This is a genomic window from Pseudomonas sp. NEEL19, from assembly GCF_028751975.1.
Taxonomy (GTDB): Bacteria; Pseudomonadota; Gammaproteobacteria; order Pseudomonadales; family Pseudomonadaceae; genus Aquipseudomonas; species Aquipseudomonas juntendi.
The window spans coordinates 833,902-852,044 of record NZ_CP081491.1; the positions used below are offsets into that span (position 1 = coordinate 833,902).

At 62.6% G+C, this 18,143-nt stretch carries 21 protein-coding genes and 1 riboswitch; of the genes, 11 read left to right on the forward strand and 10 right to left on the reverse strand.

What is annotated here, in order from left to right:
* Window positions 1–14: 14 nt before the first annotated feature.
* From phrB to K4A76_RS03790, 4 genes are all read right to left on the reverse strand, one after another.
* The gene (phrB, locus tag K4A76_RS03775) at window positions 15–1,436 is read right to left on the reverse strand and encodes a deoxyribodipyrimidine photo-lyase (RefSeq protein ID WP_274411591.1); all 1,422 of its coding nucleotides are present in this window, start codon (window positions 1,434–1,436) and stop codon (window positions 15–17) included.
* Entirely contained in the window at window positions 1,427–2,326 is a 900-nt protein-coding gene (locus K4A76_RS03780) for a MerR family transcriptional regulator (RefSeq protein ID WP_274411592.1), read from the reverse strand. Before K4A76_RS03780 ends, phrB begins: the two co-directional genes overlap by 10 nt.
* Window positions 2,316–3,284, reverse strand: a complete 969-nt coding sequence (locus tag K4A76_RS03785) for a YbgA family protein (protein WP_274411593.1) — start codon at window positions 3,282–3,284, stop codon at window positions 2,316–2,318. The genes K4A76_RS03780 and K4A76_RS03785 overlap by 11 nt, the downstream gene beginning before the upstream one ends.
* Before the next feature lie 99 nt (window positions 3,285–3,383).
* Window positions 3,384–4,370, reverse strand: coding sequence for an NAD(P)/FAD-dependent oxidoreductase (locus K4A76_RS03790; protein WP_274411594.1), 987 nt, complete (start codon window positions 4,368–4,370; stop codon window positions 3,384–3,386).
* Window positions 4,371–4,557: 187 nt separating this feature from the next.
* Here K4A76_RS03790 and K4A76_RS03795 point away from each other — a divergent pair, with 187 nt between their 5' ends.
* Together K4A76_RS03795 and hemH are read left to right on the forward strand one after the other, a co-directional pair.
* Window positions 4,558–5,463: a TIGR01777 family oxidoreductase gene (locus K4A76_RS03795; protein ID WP_274411595.1), complete on the forward strand. Its 906-nt coding sequence runs from the start codon at window positions 4,558–4,560 to the stop codon at window positions 5,461–5,463.
* 13 nt (window positions 5,464–5,476) lie between these two features.
* The gene (gene hemH, locus K4A76_RS03800; protein WP_110679478.1) at window positions 5,477–6,499 is read left to right on the forward strand and encodes a ferrochelatase; all 1,023 of its coding nucleotides are present in this window, start codon (window positions 5,477–5,479) and stop codon (window positions 6,497–6,499) included.
* A 78-nt stretch (window positions 6,500–6,577) separates the two neighbouring features.
* On the opposite strand, the gene K4A76_RS03805 is transcribed toward hemH, so the two are convergent.
* Window positions 6,578–7,852 (reverse strand): uracil-xanthine permease family protein, encoded by a 1,275-nt coding sequence (locus K4A76_RS03805; RefSeq protein ID WP_009682954.1) that lies wholly within the window; start codon window positions 7,850–7,852, stop codon window positions 6,578–6,580.
* Window positions 7,853–7,854: 2 nt separating this feature from the next.
* Complete coding sequence (upp, locus tag K4A76_RS03810) at window positions 7,855–8,493, reverse strand: uracil phosphoribosyltransferase (protein WP_009682953.1); 639 nt, start codon at window positions 8,491–8,493, stop codon at window positions 7,855–7,857.
* Window positions 8,494–8,653: 160 nt separating this feature from the next.
* Here upp and K4A76_RS03815 point away from each other — a divergent pair, with 160 nt between their 5' ends.
* The 3 genes from K4A76_RS03815 (at window position 8,654) to K4A76_RS03825 (ending at window position 10,085) form a co-directional block, all read left to right on the forward strand.
* Window positions 8,654–9,211 (forward strand): hypoxanthine-guanine phosphoribosyltransferase, encoded by a 558-nt coding sequence (locus K4A76_RS03815; protein ID WP_009682952.1) that lies wholly within the window; start codon window positions 8,654–8,656, stop codon window positions 9,209–9,211.
* 44 nt (window positions 9,212–9,255) lie between these two features.
* Window positions 9,256–9,726 carry a hypothetical protein gene (locus tag K4A76_RS03820; RefSeq protein ID WP_054912102.1) on the forward strand — a complete coding sequence of 157 codons (471 nt, stop codon included), beginning with the start codon at window positions 9,256–9,258 and terminating at the stop codon, window positions 9,724–9,726.
* Between the two features lie 68 nt (window positions 9,727–9,794).
* On the forward strand, window positions 9,795–10,085 hold the full coding sequence (locus K4A76_RS03825; RefSeq protein WP_274411596.1) for a PA4642 family protein: 291 nt from the start codon (window positions 9,795–9,797) through the stop codon (window positions 10,083–10,085).
* A gap of 268 nt (window positions 10,086–10,353) precedes the next feature.
* Here the strand turns inward: K4A76_RS03825 and mqo are convergent, their stop codons facing one another.
* Window positions 10,354–11,862, reverse strand: a complete 1,509-nt coding sequence (gene mqo / locus K4A76_RS03830; RefSeq protein ID WP_054881708.1) for a malate dehydrogenase (quinone) — start codon at window positions 11,860–11,862, stop codon at window positions 10,354–10,356.
* 765 nt (window positions 11,863–12,627) lie between these two features.
* Here mqo and K4A76_RS03835 point away from each other — a divergent pair.
* Entirely contained in the window at window positions 12,628–13,212 is a 585-nt protein-coding gene (locus K4A76_RS03835) for a YajG family lipoprotein (RefSeq protein ID WP_029886852.1), read from the forward strand.
* A 96-nt stretch (window positions 13,213–13,308) separates the two neighbouring features.
* On the opposite strand, the gene K4A76_RS03840 is transcribed toward K4A76_RS03835, so the two are convergent.
* Entirely contained in the window at window positions 13,309–13,515 is a 207-nt protein-coding gene (locus tag K4A76_RS03840; protein ID WP_009682946.1) for a hypothetical protein, read from the reverse strand.
* Between the two features lie 160 nt (window positions 13,516–13,675).
* Between K4A76_RS03840 and K4A76_RS03845 the strand changes: the two genes are divergently transcribed.
* The gene (locus tag K4A76_RS03845) at window positions 13,676–13,936 is read left to right on the forward strand and encodes a hypothetical protein (protein WP_009682945.1); all 261 of its coding nucleotides are present in this window, start codon (window positions 13,676–13,678) and stop codon (window positions 13,934–13,936) included.
* A 33-nt stretch (window positions 13,937–13,969) separates the two neighbouring features.
* Here K4A76_RS03845 and K4A76_RS03850 read toward each other — a convergent pair whose 3' ends face one another.
* Window positions 13,970–15,136 (reverse strand): 1-acyl-sn-glycerol-3-phosphate acyltransferase, encoded by a 1,167-nt coding sequence (locus K4A76_RS03850; protein WP_274411597.1) that lies wholly within the window; start codon window positions 15,134–15,136, stop codon window positions 13,970–13,972.
* Between the two features lie 124 nt (window positions 15,137–15,260).
* Between K4A76_RS03850 and K4A76_RS03855 the strand changes: the two genes are divergently transcribed.
* The 4 genes from K4A76_RS03855 to K4A76_RS03870 all read left to right on the forward strand — a co-directional run bounded on the left by K4A76_RS03855 (window position 15,261) and on the right by K4A76_RS03870 (window position 17,257).
* The gene (locus K4A76_RS03855) at window positions 15,261–15,443 is read left to right on the forward strand and encodes a CPXCG motif-containing cysteine-rich protein (protein WP_009682943.1); all 183 of its coding nucleotides are present in this window, start codon (window positions 15,261–15,263) and stop codon (window positions 15,441–15,443) included.
* On the forward strand, window positions 15,443–15,703 hold the full coding sequence (locus K4A76_RS03860; RefSeq protein WP_274412265.1) for a putative signal transducing protein: 261 nt from the start codon (window positions 15,443–15,445) through the stop codon (window positions 15,701–15,703). The genes K4A76_RS03855 and K4A76_RS03860 overlap by 1 nt, the downstream gene beginning before the upstream one ends.
* A gap of 15 nt (window positions 15,704–15,718) precedes the next feature.
* Window positions 15,719–16,339: an SOS response-associated peptidase gene (locus K4A76_RS03865; protein ID WP_274411598.1), complete on the forward strand. Its 621-nt coding sequence runs from the start codon at window positions 15,719–15,721 to the stop codon at window positions 16,337–16,339.
* A 99-nt stretch (window positions 16,340–16,438) separates the two neighbouring features.
* A complete protein-coding gene (locus K4A76_RS03870) occupies window positions 16,439–17,257 on the forward strand; it encodes a M48 family metallopeptidase (protein WP_054881704.1) in 819 nt (272 codons plus the stop codon).
* 43 nt (window positions 17,258–17,300) lie between these two features.
* Here K4A76_RS03870 and K4A76_RS03875 read toward each other — a convergent pair whose 3' ends face one another.
* Window positions 17,301–17,885 carry a TMEM165/GDT1 family protein gene (locus K4A76_RS03875; RefSeq protein ID WP_009682938.1) on the reverse strand — a complete coding sequence of 195 codons (585 nt, stop codon included), beginning with the start codon at window positions 17,883–17,885 and terminating at the stop codon, window positions 17,301–17,303.
* A gap of 87 nt (window positions 17,886–17,972) precedes the next feature.
* A riboswitch (yybP-ykoY riboswitch) is annotated at window positions 17,973–18,113 on the reverse strand.
* Between the last annotated feature and the right edge of the window lie 30 nt (window positions 18,114–18,143).

An 18,143-nucleotide genomic window follows, 5' to 3' on the forward strand; every position in this document is an offset into this window, starting at 1 on the left:
TCTGCCCCCTGATGTTACCGTCGCGGCAGGCCTTTGAAGGCCTCCAATGCACGTTGGCGACTACTGCCCAGATCAACTATTGGATTGTGATACGAATTACCAGCGAAAAGATCCGTACATTTCATCGGACCATGAATTGTTTTTTCATCGATATCGCGAAGCTCCGGCAGCCAGTGACGAATGAAACGCCCCTCAGGGTCGAACCGCTGCGATTGTGAGACCGGATTAAAAATGCGGAAATAGGGCACCGAATCGGTGCCGGTAGAGGCGCTCCACTGCCAGCCGCCATTGTTGGCGGCCAGGTCACCATCGATGAGGTGGCGCATGAAGTGGCGCTCGCCCTTGCGCCAGTCGATCAACAGGTTTTTGCTGAGGAACATGGCGACGATCATGCGCAGCCGGTTGTGCATCCAGCCCGTGTGCAGCAGCTGGCGCATGGCCGCGTCGATGATCGGGAAGCCGGTACGGCCCTGCTCCCAAGCCTCGAGATCGTCCGGCGCATCGCGCCAGGGCAGGGCTTCGGTATGGCTACGGAAGGCGCGGTGCCGCGAAACCTGTGGGTAGCCGGTGAGGATATGCTTGTAGAACTCGCGCCACAGCAGCTCGTTGACCCAGGTCTGCACACCCGTGCTACCGCTGTCGAACTCGCCCTTGTTAGCCGCCAGGGCCCCATGCAAGCACTGGCGCGGTGAAATCACCCCGGCGGCTAGGTACGGCGAAAGCTGGCTGGTCCCTGGCATCGCTGGCAGGTCCCGGGTTTTATGGTAGTCGTCGATGGTTTCGTCCAGAAACTGCGACAGGCGCTGCTGTGCATGGGCCTCGCCCGCCGGCCAGTGCTCACGCAAGGCGCGCGGGGTTTTTTCGAAGCCGTCGATATGTTGCGGGATCGGGTCACTGTGGATCTTCAGCGCAGCCTGGCGCTTTACCCGCCGGGCCAGCGCAGGCAGGCTGCGGTGCAGGTGTTCAAGGCAGGTTTTCTTGAACTGGCTGAATACCTGAAAGTAATCGCCGCTGCGGGTCAGGATGGTGCCTGGGCGAAACAGCAGTTGGTCGAGATAGCTGTGCGCCTGGACAGACGCTTTTTCCAGCAGCTTGCGCGTAGCAGCGTCCCGGCGCTGCTCGTTGATGCCGTATTCCTCGTTCCAGTGCACGCTTTGCACCTGGTGTTGTTGGCAAACATCGAGTACGGCCTGAGGCGCCTGGTCCCAGGTGTCGATCTTGCGGATCAGCAGCGGGATGTTCAGCTTTTCCAGCGCCTGGCGCAGGTCGCGCAGGTTGCGTAGCCAGAAATCGACTTTGCAGTCGGCATCGTCGTGCGCACGCCATTGCCCGGGGCTTACCAGCCACAAGGCGATGGTCGGCCCGCGTTCAGTCGCAGCGCTCAGTGCGGTGTTGTCATCGATGCGCAGGTCACTACGCAGCCAGGTCAGGTGCATGGGTCACTCATCTCTACGGGCTGGCGGTCATGGGCTTGAAGCAGGCGCAAGGCCGCTTGCGGGGTATCGAACAGGAAAAGGTCAGGCAATTCGCTGTCTTTCAGGCGGGTTTCATGCAGCGTAACCATGCTGCCACCGAGTAACTTCGGCCCCGGCACCCCCTGCAGGGCACGCAGCAACGCTTTGTCGTCTATGCGCGGGCCCAGGTGCAGCAGCATGGCGCGGGGTTGGAAGATGCTGACTGCGCTTTGCAGTTGCGCCGCGCTGACAGGCTGTTCAAGTACCTCAACGGGGATGCCATTGCTGGTGAACAACCAGGCGCACAGCCACAGCCCGGGGCTGAAGGCCCGCTCGCTGTCCTCGGCCAGCAGCACGGCGGGGCCGTGCAGCAACTGGTTGTCGTGGTAAACGCGGGCGCCCAGTTTGCTGCGCAGCCAGCCGTAGAAGAACACCTGCTCCAGCCGCGCGTTGAAGTAGTTGCCCCAGCGCAGGTCGAGCAGGTCGAGCAAGGGCAGTAACAATTGCTCGCACAAGGTCAGAGCTGGATACAGCGCCATGGCCTGGTTGAGCTGCTGGTCCAGGTTGCGTTGCGACAGGCTGGCGATGGCTTCGACCAGCTCGAACTGACGGGCTTCCCAGTCGCCTTTGGGCGCGGTGCTGGTTGGCTTGTCGAGCAACTCGCGCACTTGGCCAACAGAGGCACCCCGCTGCAACCAGGCCAGGATCGTTTCCACCCGTTCCACCTGGCTTTGTGGGTACAGGCGGTGCCCCTTTGCCGTGCGTTGTGGTTTGAGCAGGCCATAACGGCGCTCCCAGGCGCGCAGCGTGACCGGGTTCACCCCGGTGCGGCGGGCCAACTCGCCTATTGGCAACAGCACCTCAGACCGCATTGCGTAAACCCAGGCTTTCAGGGTGGGGTTGCAGGTAGGTTTGCTGAAGCAGGTACGGGTCCGGATGCTTACGCAGGTGGTGTTTGAGCAGCGTCAGTGGCACCACCAGCGGCACGACGCCCTGCTGGTACTGGCCGATGATCGTCTGCAGCTCGGCTTTGTCCTGCTGGGTGAGGGTGTCCTTGAAATAGCCGCTGAGGTGCTGCAGCACATTGCAGTGGGTGCCACGGCTGGCACAGCGGCGCAGCGCCTGCATCAGCTGGCTGAAATACCGCTGGCCCACCTGTTGCGGGTCATCGTCCTTGCTCATGATGCCGAGCAGGCGCCCGAGGGTGCGGTAGGCCTGAGGGTTGTTGGCCATCAACAGGTACTTGTAGCGTGAATGGAAGCTTACCAAGGCACCCCGGCTGAGGCCCTCGGCCAGCAGGCGTTGCCAGTCGGCATAGGCATAGACACGGCTTATGAAGTTCTCGCGCAGCACCGGGTCATGCAGCCGGCCTTCCTCTTCCACCGGCAGGTCGGGGCGTAGCGCGCAGAAGGCCTGGGCAAAGGCGCCGCGACCACTCTGCACCGCAGGGTGGCCGTTTGGCTGATAGACCTTGACCCGTTCCAAGCCGCAGGACGGCGATTTCTGCATGAAAATGTAGCCGCAGATGTCACCCAGCTCAGCGGCCATCTGCTCGCCGTAGCTGCGTAGCGGCCCGGTCAGGTCCATGCCCGGGTTGCGGGTGCCGACCACTTCAGGGTTGTTCGGGTCGCCAACCAGGCGGATCGGATCGCGAGGCACGCCTAGCCCGATGGCTACCTCTGGGCAAACAGGCAGCCATTCGAAATGTTCTTCCAGTTGCTTGCGACACAGGTCGGAGGCCTTGTGGCCGCCGTTATAGCGAACGCTGTGCCCGGTGAGGCAGGCGCTGATGGCAATACGCGGCTTGCTGTGGGTGGGCGGGTTTTGCATGACTGCCTCCGAAAACCTGTACGTTTGTAAAAACTTGTACAGGTTTATTCCAGCACAGTGCGGAAGTTATGCAAACCAGTTTTTTTGTATAAGGTGAAATCAGTCCAAATGTTCGAGCAGTCGCCGTGCTGCTTCCTGGCCGCTAAGCCAGGCGCCTTCTACACGCCCTGACAAGCACCAGTCGCCGCATGCATACAAGCCCTGATCGGCATCGGCCAGGGCGCCCCACTCATGGTTGCTGCTCGGGCGGGCATACAGCCAGCGGTGGGCCAGGGAGAAAGCGGGCGCGGGCACCACGCAGCCGACCAGTTCGGCGAATTCGCCGTACAGATGCTCGATCACTGCCTCTCTGGGCAGGTCGATATGCTGCCGGCTCCAGTCTGCCGTTGCGTGCAATATCCAGGTATCGGGCTGCTCGTCGCGGCCAGGCTTGCTGCGGTTGCGTGCCAGCCAATCGAGGGCGCTGTCCTGCACGAAGCAGCCTTGCATCGGTGTATCCAGCGGGGCCTGGAATGCCAGGGCCACGGCCCAGGTGGGTTCCATCTGCACGCCGGCCGCCACGGCAGCCAACTTGGGCGTGGCGGCCAGCAGCGGTGTCGCCTGGGGCGCCGGCACGGCAATTACCACGCGGCTGAAGGGGCCGTGGCTGCAGCCGTCGGTATCCTGCAGGTGCCAGTACTGCTTGCCGCGAAACACCTCGGCAATGCGGCAGTCGAAATTCACCGTCACGTCGTTGAGCAGGCCGCGGGTGATCGCGCTCATGCGCGGCACGCCTACCCAGCGTGTCTGCTCGTCGGGGGAGGGGCTGAGGGTGCCGTCGCGGTAGTTGTACAGCTGGGGTTTCCACTGCTCTGCCCAACCTGCGGCCACCCATTGCTGGACCTGCTCGACAAAGCGCCGGTCGCGGGCAGTGAAATACTGCGCGCCAAGGTCGAGGGCGCCGGCCTCGCTGCGCTTGCTGGCCATGCGCCCGCCGCTGCCCTTGCCTTTATCGAACAAGTGCACCGACTGCCCGGCCTTCTGCAAAGCCTGGGCGGCAGACAAGCCGGCGATACCGGCACCAATGATGGCAATAGGTACTGTCATGATGGCCTCTTCAAACCTTGCTATGAGCAGGCTACGCTGCCAGGAAAACCTGTACAAAGCAAAAATATTGTATAAGGTAATTCCGCTTTGCCGGACAGGTTGGCCTATGTTTATCCGAGAGCGTCGGGTCAAAAAAGTGCCTTGATGTTAAAAATAGACCACCGCTGCAATCTGCGAGGACACAGGCATGCATATATTGCTGACAGGCGGTACCGGGTTGATTGGCAAGCACCTGTGCCAGTACTGGCTCAGCCAGGGCCACCGGCTGACAGTGTGGAGCCGGCGGCCACAGGAAGTGGCGAAGCTCTGCGGCGCCGGGGTGCGGGGCATCGCCCGGCTTGAGCAACTGGAAGCAGACGATCAGCTCGATGCAGTGGTCAACCTGGCGGGGGCGCCGATTGCCGACCGGCCCTGGACGGCCGCCCGGCGCAACCTGTTGTGGGCTAGCCGCATTGCCCTGACCGAGCAGCTGCTGGCTTGGCTGGGTACCCGCGAACAGCGCCCTGAGGTGTTGCTATCCGGGTCAGCGGTGGGCTGGTACGGAGACGGCGGTGAGCGCGAACTGACCGAGGCCTCGCCCCCGGTGCGGGAAGATTTCGCCAGCCAGTTGTGTATAGCCTGGGAAGAAACAGCGCAGCGCTCGCAGGCCCAGGGCATCCGTGTGGTGCTGGTGCGTACCGGGTTGGTGCTGGCCAGCGATGGCGGCTTTTTGTCGCGCTTGCGCATCCCCTTCAAGCTGGGGCTGGGTGGGCCGTTGGGCAACGGTCGGCAGTGGATGCCGTGGATCCATATAGACGACCAGGTCGCCCTGATTGATTTCCTCTTGCAGCATAAGGGCGCCAGCGGTCCTTATAATGCCTGCGCTCCAACGCCCGTGCGCAACCGCGAGTTCGCCAGGCGGCTGGGCCATGCGCTGCATCGCCCGGCGCTATTGCCGGTGCCGGCACTGCTGCTCAAGGCCGGCTTGGGCGAGCTGTCGACTTTGCTGTTGGGCGGCCAGCGTGCGCGCCCGGTACGTTTGCTGGAGGCGGGCTTCGCCTTCCGTTTCAATGATCTGCAATCGGCCCTGGACGACCTGTCCAGCCGCCTCTGACATAGGACGCTGCATGACTGATCACGCCCTGCTGCTGGTCAACCTGGGTTCCCCGGCCTCCACTTCGGTGGCCGATGTACGCCGCTACCTCAACCAGTTTCTGATGGACCCATACGTGGTGGACCTGCCTTGGCCACTGCGGCGGCTGCTGGTGTCGTTGATCCTGATCAAGCGACCGGAGCAGTCGGCCCATGCCTATGCGTCCATCTGGTGGGAAGAGGGCTCGCCGTTGGTGGTGCTGACCCGCCGCCTGCAGGCTGCCATGGTCGAGCATTGGCCGCATGGGCCGGTTGAAATAGCCATGCGTTACGGCCAGCCGGCGCTGGAGGATGTGTTGGCGCGTCTGGCAGCGCAGGGCGTGCGCAGGGTTACTCTGGCGCCGTTGTATCCACAGTTCGCGGACAGTACGGTGACCACGGTCGTGGAGTTGGCGAAACAGACCATCCAAGAGCGCCAGTTGCCGTTGCAAATGCGGGTGCTGCAGCCGTTCTACGAGCACCCCGCGTATATCCAGGCACTGGCGGCCAGCGCCGAACCTTACCTGGCACAGGATTACGACCACCTGTTGCTGAGTTTTCATGGGCTGCCGGAGCGGCACCTGAAAAAGCTGTACCCGCGCGGCACGCGCGGCAAGCATGATCTGCGTGCAGCCGACTGCTGCAAAGATGCCAGCGCCGAGGTGCGCGCGGTGTGTTACCGGGGCCAGTGCCTGGCGACCGCCAAAGCGTTTGCGGCGCAGTTGGGTATACCCGACGGCAAGTGGTCGGTGAGTTTCCAGTCGCGGCTGGGGCGTGACAAGTGGATCGAGCCGTACACCGAAACACGCCTGGACGAGCTGGCCAAGGCGGGGGTCAGGAAATTGCTGGTGATGTGCCCGGCATTCGTGGCCGACTGCATCGAAACGCTGGAAGAAATCGGCATGCGCGGCAGTGAGCAGTTTGTCGAGGCCGGCGGGCGGGAGCTGGTGCTGGTGCCATGCTTGAACGACCACCCGCAGTGGGTGAGGGTGTTGGCGGACATGTGTGAAAAGGCCTGAGTGAACCGGCCTTTTCGCGGGTGAACCCGCTCCCACAGGGTGTTTTGCTGCCCTGTGGGCGCTCAGGTCAAGGGTGGCTCAAGGCTGCTGATCCTCGAGCTTCTTGTGCTTCCAGCCGTCATTGCCAGGCAAGATCAGGTTCAGGGCAATCGCCACGATGGCACACAGGGCAATCCCCTTCAGGCCCCAGTCATCCGGGCCATCACCGCTGCCGATCAGTACCCCGCCAATACCGAACACCAGGGTCACCGACACGATCACCAGGTTGCGCGCTTCGGCCAGGTCGACCTTGTGGCGGATCATGGTGTTCAAGCCTACCGCGGCGATCGAGCCGAACAGCAGGCACAGGATGCCGCCCATCACCGGCACCGGAATACTCTGCAGCAGCGCGCCGAACTTGCCGATGAATGCCAGGGTAATGGCGAATACCGCCGCCCAGGTCATGATCTTCGGGTTGTAGTTCTTGGTCAGCATCACCGCACCGGTCACTTCGGCGTAGGTGGTGTTGGGCGGGCCGCCGAACAGGCCGGCGGCGGTGGTAGCCAGGCCGTCACCCAGCAGGGTGCGGTGCAGGCCGGGCTTCTTCAGGTAGTCACGGCCGGTTACGCTGCCAACCGCGATAACCCCGCCAATGTGCTCGATCGCAGGTGCCAGGGCTACTGGAACGATGAACAGAATGGCCTGCCAGTTGAACGCTGGCGCCGTGAAGTTGGGCATTTCCAGCCAGGGGGCAGCGGCAATTCTGGCGGTGTCGACCACGCCAAAGGCAAATGACAGGGCAAAACCCACCAGCACGCCAGCGATGATCGGCACCAGGCGGAAGATGCCTTTGCCGAACACAGCGACGATCAGTGTGGTCAGCAGCGCCGGCATGGAGATCAGCATGGCTGTCTTGTACGGCAGCAGCACGCTGCCGTCGCCAGCCTTGCCCATCGCCATGTTGGCGGCAATCGGCGCCATGGCCAGGCCGATGGAGATGATCACCGGCCCGATCACCACGGGCGGCAGCATGCGGTCGATGAAACCGGTGCCTTTGATTTTCACCATCAGGCCCATGAAGGTATACACGAAACCTGCGGCCATCACGCCGCCCATGGTCTCGGCCAGGCCGAACTGGCCTTTGGCGAGAATGATCGGGGTGATGAAGGCGAAGCTGGAAGCCAGGAACACCGGGACCTGACGGCCGGTGACCAACTGGAACAGCAAGGTACCGATACCCGCGGTGAACAGCGCGACGTTCGGGTCCAGGCCGGTGATCAGTGGCATCAGTACCAGCGCACCGAATGCCACGAAGAGCATCTGCGCGCCCGAAACGACCTGGCGCCAGAGCGGGTCGTTGAAGCCGTCCTGCATGTTCAGGCGTCCTTTTGCTTGGTGCCGAAGATCTTGTCACCGGCATCGCCGAGGCCCGGCACGATATAGCCGTGCTCGTTCAGGCGCTGGTCGATTGAGGCGGTGTAGATCTGTACATCGGGGTGAGCTTTTTCCACCACGTCGATGCCTTCTGGTGCCGCGACCAGGACCATGGCGCGAATCTCTTTGCAGCCCGCCTTCTTCAGCAGGTCGATGGTGGCAACCATCGAGCCGCCGGTTGCCAGCATGGGGTCGATGATCAATGCCAGGCGCTGGTTGATGTCCGGGGCGAGCTTTTCCAGGTAGGTGTGGGCTTCGAGGGTCTCTTCGTTGCGGGCAACACCGACCGCGCTCACCTTGGCACCCGGGATCAGGCTGAGTACGCCGTCGAGCATGCCGATGCCGGCGCGCAGAATCGGCACTACGGTGATCTTCTTGCCGGCGATTTTCTCTACCGCGACCTTGCCACACCAGCCGTCGATCTCGTAGGTTTCGAGCGGCAGGTCCTGAGTGGCTTCATAAGTCAGAAGAGCGCCGACTTCCTGGGCGAGTTCGCGAAAATTCTTGGTGCTGATATCGGCACGGCGCATCAGGCCGAGCTTGTGGCGGATCAGCGGGTGGCGGATCTCACGAGTGGGCATAGGGGGGGGCTCCGAAAGGCGGGCAAAAAAACCGCGCTAGATTAATCTATTCAGCCTGCGCTGTCGTCTGGTCATTCTGCACGTTAGTCCATAAACGCTTGATCTGTGACGAGCGGATGCGTACCTTTGCCCGCTTTTCCAAAATCCCCCGGAGCGCGCCATGTCCGCCGATCTCGAGCATATCCGTCAAGTCATGCGTGAAGCTGACTGCCTGTACACCGAAGCCGAGGTCGAAGCGGCCATCGCCAAGGTGGGCGAGCAGATCTGCAAGGACCTGCACGACAAGAACCCTGTGGTCTTCTGCGTGATGAACGGTGGCCTGATCTTCTCCGGCAAACTGCTGACCCACCTGCAGTTCCCGCTGGAAGCTTCCTACCTGCACGCCACGCGCTACCGCAACCAGACCAGTGGCGGCGAGCTGTTCTGGAAGGCCAAGCCCGAGGTGTCGTTCATCGACCGCGACGTGCTGATCGTCGACGACATCCTCGATGAAGGCCATACCCTCAGTGCCATCATCGAGTTCTGCAAGCACGCCGGCGCGCGCTCGGTGTACACCGCCGTGCTGATCGACAAGGACCACGACCGCAAAGCCAGCCCGGACCTCAAGGCCAACTACGTGGGCCTGCCCTGCATCGACCGCTACATCTTCGGCTATGGCATGGACTACAAAGGCTACTGGCGCAACGCCAACGGCATCTTCGCCGTCAAGGGCCTGTAAAAACGGCCACGTGCTAGAGTGCGGCTTCATACAAGGAGCCTCACATGCGTGCGTTTCTCCCCCTTCTGGTGGCCGTCAGCCTGCCGCTGGCCGCCGCACCGCTGCACAGCCAGTTCCTGCCCCCGGACGACCTGGCCCTGCGTCAGGAAGCACCCACCAGCCAGCAGTTGCTGCAAGTGACCGACTACTCGGTGGTAGTCGGTGCCCAGCGGCAGTCCGACCAGCAGCCGATCCCGATCACCTCGTCGCTGCAAGTGCGCCTTAAGGGCAAGCCGCTGAGCAAGGGGGCGACCATTGCCCAGGTGCTGCTGACATTCGACGGTGAGGCCGCCAAGAGCCTCAAGAAACCGGTGTACGACGACAAGACCCGCACCTTGAGCCTGAATTACCCCCTCAGCGACTACCGGGTGATCATGGACCTGCTGCGCAACGAAACGCTGTATGTGCAGTTCCTCACCTATGGCAATGGCCATATCTGGGCCGACCTGCACACGGGCACCGTACGTACGCGTTGAGGCGCGCGGCCTGCGGGGGGTAAACTGCCGGCCTTCGAAATTCCGTGATGGTCCAGATGGAGCCGGCAATGCGCAAAGACAAGAAACAGGTAATCGGTGACGAAATCAGCGACGACTACATCAAGTCGTTCCTTCAGTTCGAGCCGGCCGATGGCGTCACCTCACCCTCGCTGCACAAACTGGTGAAAGCCTACCGCGGCCTGCGTGTGGACGACTTCCAGCGTTTTGTCGGGTTCTTCGTCGAAGCCGGCCTGGACCTGGATGGCAAGGACGAACACGGCAAAACCTTCGTCGAGCAGATCGCCGACCAGCGCAATGCGCAGGAATACATCGAGATCATCACCCAGGCCCGTGGTTGATCGTTGGCCTGTGCCGCCTCCTCGCGGCCCAGGCTGACCAACACGCAGGCAAAAAAACGCCCCTAAGGGTGATGCCTGTCCTTTAAGCGTTATTGGGGCTGCTTTGCAGCCCTTCTCGGGCGCGCCCGCTCCCACACGTTTGGCGCTGAACTCAATAAATGCGCGATCCCTGTGGGAGCGGGCGTGCCCGCGAAGGGCCGCAAAGCGGCCCCCAATTACGTAACTGACTGGCATTGCCCCGAAGGGCGTTTTTTCGTTACCGGGCCAGTCAGGCGTAATGCTTGGCTGCCGGGCTGCTTTCCACCAGGTCCAGTGCCGCGTCGTTATCTGCACTGATCTTGCGGTACAGGGCGGCATCGGTTGCCAGGGTCTTCTCGCGTGCGGGGAAGATTTCCTTGAGTTTGTCGGCCCAGGCCCCTTTGGCCTGCTCAGGGAAGCAACGCTCGATCAGTTCCAGCATGATCGAAACGGTCACCGAGGCACCTGGCGAGGCGCCGAGCAGTGCAGCCAGGCTGCCGTCCTGCGCCGAGACCAGCTCGGTGCCGAATTGCAGCACGCCGCCTTTCTTCGGGTCTTTCTTGATGATCTGCACGCGCTGCCCCGCGACTTCCAGGCGCCAGTCTTCGGCCTTGGCCTGCGGGTAGAAGCGCCGCAGGGCTTCCAGGCGCTGTTCCATCGACTGCATCACTTCGCTGACCAGGTACTTGGTCAGGTCCATGTTGTCGCGGGCCACGGCCAGCATCGGGCCGATATTGCCCATGCGCACCGACAGCGGCAGGTCCATCAGCGAACCGTGCTTCAGGAACTTGGTGGTAAAGCCGGCATAAGGGCCGAACAGCAGCGAAGTCTTGCCGTCTACAACCCGGGTGTCCAGGTGCGGTACCGACATTGGTGGCGCACCCACGGCGGCCTGGCTGTAAACCTTGGCCTGGTGCTGCTTGACGATTTCCGGGTTGTCGCAGCGCAGCCACTGGCCGCTGACCGGGAAGCCGCCAAAACCTTTGCTCTCCGGGATGCCGGACATCTGCAGCAGCGGCAGGGCCGCGCCGCCGGCGCCCAGGAACACGAAGCGGGCGTCCACTTCACGGCTGCCGCCGCTGTTGACGTCCTTGATGCTGACGGTCCAGCCGCTGCCGTTACGGCGCAGGCCGACGACCTTCTTGCTGTATTTGACCTGCGCGTCCGGCGCGTCACCCAGCAGCTTCAGCAGCTTCAGGGTCAGGGCGCCGAAGTTGACGTCGGTGCCTTTGGCCACGCGGGTCGCGGCGATGTGCTGGTCGGCAGGGCGGCCAGGCATCATCAGCGGCATCCAGTCGTTCATCACGGCCTTGTCTTCGGTGTACTCCATCTCGGAGAAGGCATGGTGCTGCTTGAGCAGCTCGAAGCGCTTCTTGAGGAAGGCAACACCCTTGTCACCCTCGACGTAGCTCAGGTGCGGGACAGGGTTGATGAACGCACGCGCCGAGCCGAAGTTGTCCTTCTTGCTCAGGTAGGCCCAGAACTGGCGCGAAACCTCGAACTGGGTGTTGATGTGCACGGCCTTCTTGATGTCGATGCTGCCATCGGCGGCCTGCGGCGTGTAGTTCAGCTCGCACAGGCCGGCGTGGCCGGTGCCTGCGTTGTTCCAGGGGTTGGAGCTTTCCGCGGCTCCGGAGTCCATCGCCTCGACGACCTCAAGCTTCAGGGTCGGGTCAAGCTCCTTGAGCAGTACGGCCAGGGTGGCACTCATGATGCCCGCGCCTACCAGTACCACATCAACCGATTCGTTCTGCGCCATTTAACGCGTCTCCACAATCTACAGCTACCTAATTGACAGCATAGGACCTGGGGTTGCCAGGGTCGCCATGTCCGGCTTTTCGCAGTTCTTGCAACTTCCGCGGACACCGCCAACCAGTCTTCGGGTTCAGGTATTGAACGCCGTTTGCCAGGGCTGCGGCAATTCGACTTATGGTCAAGGTGTCGTGCGTGCGTTATGGAGCGGGTCAGGCACTCATGCAGGATGAGCGCATTTGCCGCCTGTTCAGGGCTGTTCGGGACACATCTGCCGCTTTTACACATGCCAGACTGTTCATTTGCTCGCCACACTCTTGTGAAGTTGTGAAAACCGTTTTTTCACGCTCTTTTGGAGACGTGAACCTCAAAAAGGGACTGCGCGATGGCAACCCGCAGGTTCATGCAGCGTGAAGGGCCGGAAAAGCAGGCACGACAGCCGATGCAAGACCTCAGTGGAAGGCTCTCTGTGGGCGAAGCGTTGAAGTTGCCGGGGTCAATCGGCGAGTGCGGGGCCCGATCAGGAGACGTCCTTATAATCGGGGGGAGATTATAACGATGTCGCGGGCAGAAATGTCGCCATTCGTGGTTTTTATTGCAGCGTTTGTCAGGCCAGGCGCATGCGCGGCTGCCAATGCCGGCTTGCGCGGGCGCAAAGCACAGGCCCGGGCAGTGCATGAAAGCATTGTCACAAGCGGGCTGGGACCGATGACTGGCCGATGCGGGGCTGGGTATACTGTGCGCCTTAGCCGCATTTTCTGGAGAAACGCGCATGTTGCAACGTCTGTTGTTCGGTTTGCTTGCCGTGGCCAGCCTCAGCCTGGTCGGTTGTGCCCACAGCCCGCAACAACTCAACCCGCAACCCACGCTCAAGGCCCAACTCGCGCCGGTCGGTCATGGCCAGCCGGTGGTGGTCCGGGTGGTTGACGGTCGCCCATCGCAGTCGCTGGGTACCCGTGGTGGCATGTACCCTGAAACCAGCACCATCAGCGTCAGTGGCAACGACGTGGTGCCCAAGCTGCAAGCCCAGGCTGAAGCGGCTGTGCGCCTGCTCGGCTTCACGCCTACGGCCAACGCCTACAACGCGCCGCAGTTGACCGTGACCCTGGCCGAGCTGAAGTACCAGTCGCCCAAAGACAACCTGTACGTGACCGAAGCCACGATCGGTGCCACCTTCCGTGCCGACGTGAAGAATGGCGGCCGCAGCTACAGCGGCCGTTACGGCGCGTCGCTCGACCAGCGCTTCGGCATGGCACCGAACCAGGACACCAACACCCAGTTGGTAGGCGACGTTCTGAGCGATGCGCTGACCCGCATGTTCAAAGACCCGAGCATTGGCCAGATCCTGGCCCAGTAAGCCCTCTGCGCTGCTGAAAACCCGCTGCCTGGTCGCCAGGCAGCGGGTTTTTTTTGTGCCTCGCCAATGCTTGCCGGTGGGGTGGCCGGCGCAGGTTCACGCCGCCTCTATATGGAAATCCAGCAGGCTGAAGCCAGTGCCGGCGTCCACCTCCGGCAGGTCTGCATGCACATGCCCGCCCAGCGCGCAGTAGACCAGCCACTGGCGGTCTTGCACATTGATGGCAAAACCATCGATCAGCGCCTGTTGCTCCTCGCTTTGGGCAACGAGGTAAAGGCGGTCCTGGTTTTCGGCGTGCAGCATGAAGTAGCTCCGGCTCATGGGAAGGTCGACAGGGTGGCCTGCTCAGATGACGAGCCGATGACAGATGAAATTAAATGACAGTTTGTCGCCAATGCCGGGCAGCGAAGGGCGAGTTGCGTAGAATGCGGGCCTTCGCCGTCGCTTACACCGAGGTTGCGTGATGTCCTTGCAAGTGCTTTGGGGTTTTCTGGCCGCCCATCCCACCAAGTTGATCAATGTGCTGGCGCTGCTGCTGACCTGCCCGGGCGGGTTGCTGCTGCAAAGCGCGCGGCGGCGCGCGGCCGAAACCCGCGAGAGCCTGGCGTTTGAGGAGGGGGTAGTGGATGCCTTCGACCTGCGGGTGCCCAAGTACTTCTACATTCTGGGCTTCGCTTGCCTGGCCATGGCGCTGCTGCTGTCCTGGCTCAGCACCTGGGTGTGAGATTGCGGGGCTGCAAGGCAGCCCCGCAATCGGTCAGGCAACTGGCGCCTGCTGCCTGACCTGGTACTGGTTGCGCACCGGTGTCGCATACTGCAACACCAGGTACGGCTGCTGCTCTTCAGGGCAGGCCGCCAGCCGACGTTGCCATTCTTCCTTGGCCTTGGCCAGTTCGTCGGCCGGGAACACCTGTTCGGCGCCAGGTACCTGCAGGGCTTCGTCCTTACCCTCCCACATTGCGTAGGCCAGGTAATGCACCGGGAACAAGCGGTAGCCAGCCAGGATCTGGCGGTCGATCTCCGCGGCCAACTGCTTGGTATCCTCGTAGTACTCGGTCACCGGTGGCGCGAAGTTGATGTGCACCCGGCCCTTGTAGCCGGTAATGCCCTTGGCAATGCTGTTGTCGTCCTCCCCTGGGGCCTTCTGGTAGCTGCCAGTGGTGGCGCGGATATACAGCTCGCGGGCTTTGGCCTGGTCGCACGGGTCGTACTCGTAGCTGATCGACACCGGCGTCAGGTTCAGGCTCTGGATGACGGCGCCAAACGCCTCGTCCTTGCGGCTCATGTGGAACATCTTGAGGATCGCCGAGTCGGTGCGGTCGTCACCGTCCTTGGCGCGGCCCTCGGCCTGGGCGATCCAGATCGAGGTGGCGTCCTTGCGGATCGAGTGGTTGATGTAGGCCGAGAGCAGCTGATAAGCCGCCAGCTTTTCACGGCGCCCGCTGATCGAACGGTGCACGATGAAACTCTTGTTCAGGCGCATCATGTCGCTGACGAACGGCTTTTGCAGCAGGTTGTCGCCAATGGCGATGCGCGGCGTGGGCAGGCCGGCGTGGTACACCGCATAGTTGACGAAGGCCGGGTCCATCACGATGTCGCGGTGGTTGGCCAGGAACAGGTAGGCCGTACCTGCCTTCAACTGCTCCACCCCGGAATAGGTGACGCCGTCGGTGGCGCGGTCGATGGTCTGGTCAACGTAGTACTCGACCTTGTCCTGCAAGGTGGAAACGCAGGTCACACCGGCGAATTCCTTGCGCAGGCGGCGGGCGATCAGCGGTTTGAGCAGCCAGCCGAAAGCCCCGGCTGCCCGCGGGAAGCGGAAGTGGGTGAGGATATCGAGGAATGCCGGGTCGCTGAGCAGGCGGGCCAGAACCGCAGGTACCTCAGCGTCGTCGTAGGGTCGGATGGCATCGAATTCGCCCATCATGCTCTCTTGTTGGAAACGGCTAGGGTAATAAACAGGGGCAGGCTCCGAAAAACGGCTCGGACGCACACGGGCCCCGTAAACAGACCGACAATTATACGCATAAGTCACCCCGGAGGCCGCGATGCTCGAAACTGCGTTCTACGATTGCCCTTATTGCGGTGAAGAGGTCGAAACCACGGTGGACCTGTCCGGTGGCGATCAGGAGTACATCGAGGACTGCCAGGTGTGCTGCAGGCCGATTCGTTTCGTGCTGCAGGTGCATGGCGAGGAATGGATGCTGGATGTCTACGGCGAGAACGAATGATGCGGCGGATCTACGAACCGGAAAACCTGCTTGAAGCCGAAATGCTGGCCGGGATGCTCACCAGTGAAGGCATCGCGGTGCAGGTGGTGGGCCGTGACCTGATCGGTGCAGTCGGCGAGCTGCCCCTGCAAGGGTTGCTAGGGCTTGCGGTCGCCGATGAGCAGGCCGAGTACGCACGGCAGCTGATCGATGCGTACAATGAAGCCCAGCCACTGGTTGGCGATGAACCGGAGAGTATCCCCGGTACCTTGATCTGCTAGGTTCTGAATTCGCTCATGTGTGGACGTTACGCCCTGTTTCGCTGGCCCCAGGCCCTTGCCAGTCTGCCGGGGTTCCCCGCGGGCCAGCCGGCCCAATGGAATATTGCACCTGGGGCATCGGTGCTGATCCAGCGCCAGCTTGACGGCCAGCAGCAACTGGCCATGGCGCGTTGGGGGCTGACCCCGGCGTGGCTCACCGACCTGTCCCGCACCCCCGCTCATGCCCGCGCCGAAACCCTGGCCGAGCAACCGATGTTCCGTGAGGCGCTTCGCCAGCGCCGCTGCCTGATGCCGGCCAACGGCTTTTACGAGTGGCGGGGCACGGTACGCAAGCGTCCTTATTGGCTGACGCCGGGGGAGGGCGCCTCGTTGTACTTTGCGGCCATATGGGAAGCCTACCCCGTGCAGGACCAGGTGTGGCTGAGTTGCGCGGTGGTGACCCAGGCGGCCATGAACCAGCGCCGGCCGCTGATCCTCGACGCTGCGGGCCAGGCTGCCTGGCTCGATCCGGATACGCCGGTTACCCGCCTGCACGAACTGCTGGCCAGCCCGCCTGCGCCACTGCGCGAAAGGGCCTTGGCGAATTTCGTCAATGACCCGAAGCTGGATGCGCCGGAGTGTCTTACCCCGCTTTGATGGGTGGCCGGTGCTGGTGATGAAAATCTTCCCCGCGGCTATGGCGGCTACCGGCGAGTCGGCCTAGGATACGGCGCATGCAAAAAAGGGAGTGTTTTCATGCGTAAGTCTTTTGTCGTCAGCCTGTTGAGTGCTGGCATCGTGCTGGGCGGCTGCCAGGCGGTGAATACCACCAGTGGCGGTGCTGTCGGCGTCGAGCGCCAGCAGTACATGTTCAGCATGCTCTCCACCGATGAAGTCAACCAGATGTACGCCCAGTCGTACCAGCAGACCCTCGGTGAAGCCTCCAGCAAGGGGGTGCTCGACAAGTCCAGTGCCGATGCCAAGCGTGTGCAGGCCATCGCCAGCCGGCTGATAGCCCAGGCCCCCAAGTTCCGCCCGGATTCCGCGCAGTGGGACTGGCAAGTCAACGTGATCAAGAGCGACGAGCTGAACGCCAACTGCGGCCCTGGCGGCAAGATCATCGTGTATACCGGCCTGATCGATCAGCTCAAGCTCACCGATGCGGAAATTGCCGCGGTTGTCGGTCACGAAATCGCCCACGCCCTGCGTGAGCACAGCCGCGAGGCGATGTCCAAGGCCTATGGTGTGGAAATGGCGCGCCAGGGGGCGGGGGCCATCTTTGGCTTGGGCCAGAACAGCATGGCCATGGCCGACACCGTGGTGAACTACGCCATGACCCTGCCCAACAGCCGGGCCAACGAAAACGAAGCCGACCTGATCGGCCTGGAGTTGTCGGCCCGTGCCGGCTACGACCCGAACGCCGCAATCACCTTGTGGAACAAGATGAGCAAGGCGTCCGAAGGCGCCCCGCCCGAGTTCATGAGCACTCACCCGGCATCTTCCAGCCGCATTGCATCGCTGCAGGCGGCCATTCCGAAGGTGATGCCGCTGTATCAGGCCGCGGCCAAGCCATGATCGCTTGAAGCGTGGGGGCGCACGGCGCCCCCGTGTTTTCCGCTTACCCGACCCAGCCACTAGCCTTCATCGCCGAGTACACGGCCACGATCGCCAGTACGAAGAACGCCGCGGCCGCCAGGCGACGGATCAGCGTCAGCGGCAGCTTGTCGGCTGCAAAGTTGCCCGCCAGCACCACGGGTACGTTGGCAATCAGCATGCCCAGGGTGGTGCCGATGATGACCATGATCAGGTGCGGGTATTGGGCCGCCAGCATCACGGTCGCGACCTGGGTCTTGTCACCGATTTCGGCGAGGAAGAACGCAATCAGCGTGGTCAGGAACGGGCCGAAGCGGCGCGCCGGGTTCTCGTCATCGTCCATTTTGTCCGGTACCAGGGTCCAGAGCGCCGTGGCGGTGAAGCTCGCGGCCAGGATCCAGTGCAGGGCCGAATCGCTGAAGAAGCTACCGACCCACGCTCCTACGGCACCGGCTGCGGCATGGTTGGCCAGGGTGGCGGCGATGATGCCGGCAATGATCGGCCATGGCTTGCGGAAGCGCGCGGCGAGAATGAGAGCGAGCAGCTGCGTCTTGTCGCCGATTTCGGCGAGCGCAACGATGGCGGTGGGGACCAACAGAGATTCCAGCATCAGGATTCCTACGGGGGCGGGTCGACACGGCTATGACACGTACAGCCTTCCCGCCCCGGGTAAGGTGTGCGTGTCATAGGTCTTGTCAAACCCCGGATCCGTCTATGCGGATCTCTCCATGCACGTGGGCATGGGGGTCGCACGCGCCATGGTCTGTGGACCAAGTATGTTGACGCGTACCGGGCGAGCGGTGGGCTCGCGGGAGACTACTCCCCTAGGACGGACCGGATTCTGCCTTGGCACAACGCTTTCGGCAAG

Coding starts and splice junctions, on each gene's coding strand:
- hemH (WP_110679478.1), top strand. CDS start 5,477: ATGACTGATCACGCCCTGCTGCTGGTCAACCTGGGTTCCCCGGCCTCC.
- phrB (WP_274411591.1), bottom strand. CDS start 1,436: ATGCACCTGACCTGGCTGCGTAGTGACCTGCGCATCGATGACAACACC.
- K4A76_RS03795 (WP_274411595.1), top strand. CDS start 4,558: ATGCATATATTGCTGACAGGCGGTACCGGGTTGATTGGCAAGCACCTG.
- K4A76_RS03870 (WP_054881704.1), top strand. CDS start 16,439: ATGCGTAAGTCTTTTGTCGTCAGCCTGTTGAGTGCTGGCATCGTGCTG.
- K4A76_RS03780 (WP_274411592.1), bottom strand. CDS start 2,326: ATGCGGTCTGAGGTGCTGTTGCCAATAGGCGAGTTGGCCCGCCGCACC.
- K4A76_RS03790 (WP_274411594.1), bottom strand. CDS start 4,370: ATGACAGTACCTATTGCCATCATTGGTGCCGGTATCGCCGGCTTGTCT.
- K4A76_RS03840 (WP_009682946.1), bottom strand. CDS start 13,515: ATGCTGCACGCCGAAAACCAGGACCGCCTTTACCTCGTTGCCCAAAGC.
- K4A76_RS03845 (WP_009682945.1), top strand. CDS start 13,676: ATGTCCTTGCAAGTGCTTTGGGGTTTTCTGGCCGCCCATCCCACCAAG.
- upp (WP_009682953.1), bottom strand. CDS start 8,493: ATGCCCACTCGTGAGATCCGCCACCCGCTGATCCGCCACAAGCTCGGC.
- K4A76_RS03805 (WP_009682954.1), bottom strand. CDS start 7,852: ATGCAGGACGGCTTCAACGACCCGCTCTGGCGCCAGGTCGTTTCGGGC.
- K4A76_RS03865 (WP_274411598.1), top strand. CDS start 15,719: ATGTGTGGACGTTACGCCCTGTTTCGCTGGCCCCAGGCCCTTGCCAGT.
- mqo (WP_054881708.1), bottom strand. CDS start 11,862: ATGGCGCAGAACGAATCGGTTGATGTGGTACTGGTAGGCGCGGGCATC.
- K4A76_RS03860 (WP_274412265.1), top strand. CDS start 15,443: ATGCGGCGGATCTACGAACCGGAAAACCTGCTTGAAGCCGAAATGCTG.
- K4A76_RS03855 (WP_009682943.1), top strand. CDS start 15,261: ATGCTCGAAACTGCGTTCTACGATTGCCCTTATTGCGGTGAAGAGGTC.
- K4A76_RS03825 (WP_274411596.1), top strand. CDS start 9,795: ATGCGCAAAGACAAGAAACAGGTAATCGGTGACGAAATCAGCGACGAC.
- K4A76_RS03820 (WP_054912102.1), top strand. CDS start 9,256: ATGCGTGCGTTTCTCCCCCTTCTGGTGGCCGTCAGCCTGCCGCTGGCC.
- K4A76_RS03850 (WP_274411597.1), bottom strand. CDS start 15,136: ATGGGCGAATTCGATGCCATCCGACCCTACGACGACGCTGAGGTACCT.
- K4A76_RS03815 (WP_009682952.1), top strand. CDS start 8,654: ATGTCCGCCGATCTCGAGCATATCCGTCAAGTCATGCGTGAAGCTGAC.
- K4A76_RS03835 (WP_029886852.1), top strand. CDS start 12,628: ATGTTGCAACGTCTGTTGTTCGGTTTGCTTGCCGTGGCCAGCCTCAGC.
- K4A76_RS03875 (WP_009682938.1), bottom strand. CDS start 17,885: ATGCTGGAATCTCTGTTGGTCCCCACCGCCATCGTTGCGCTCGCCGAA.
- K4A76_RS03785 (WP_274411593.1), bottom strand. CDS start 3,284: ATGCAAAACCCGCCCACCCACAGCAAGCCGCGTATTGCCATCAGCGCC.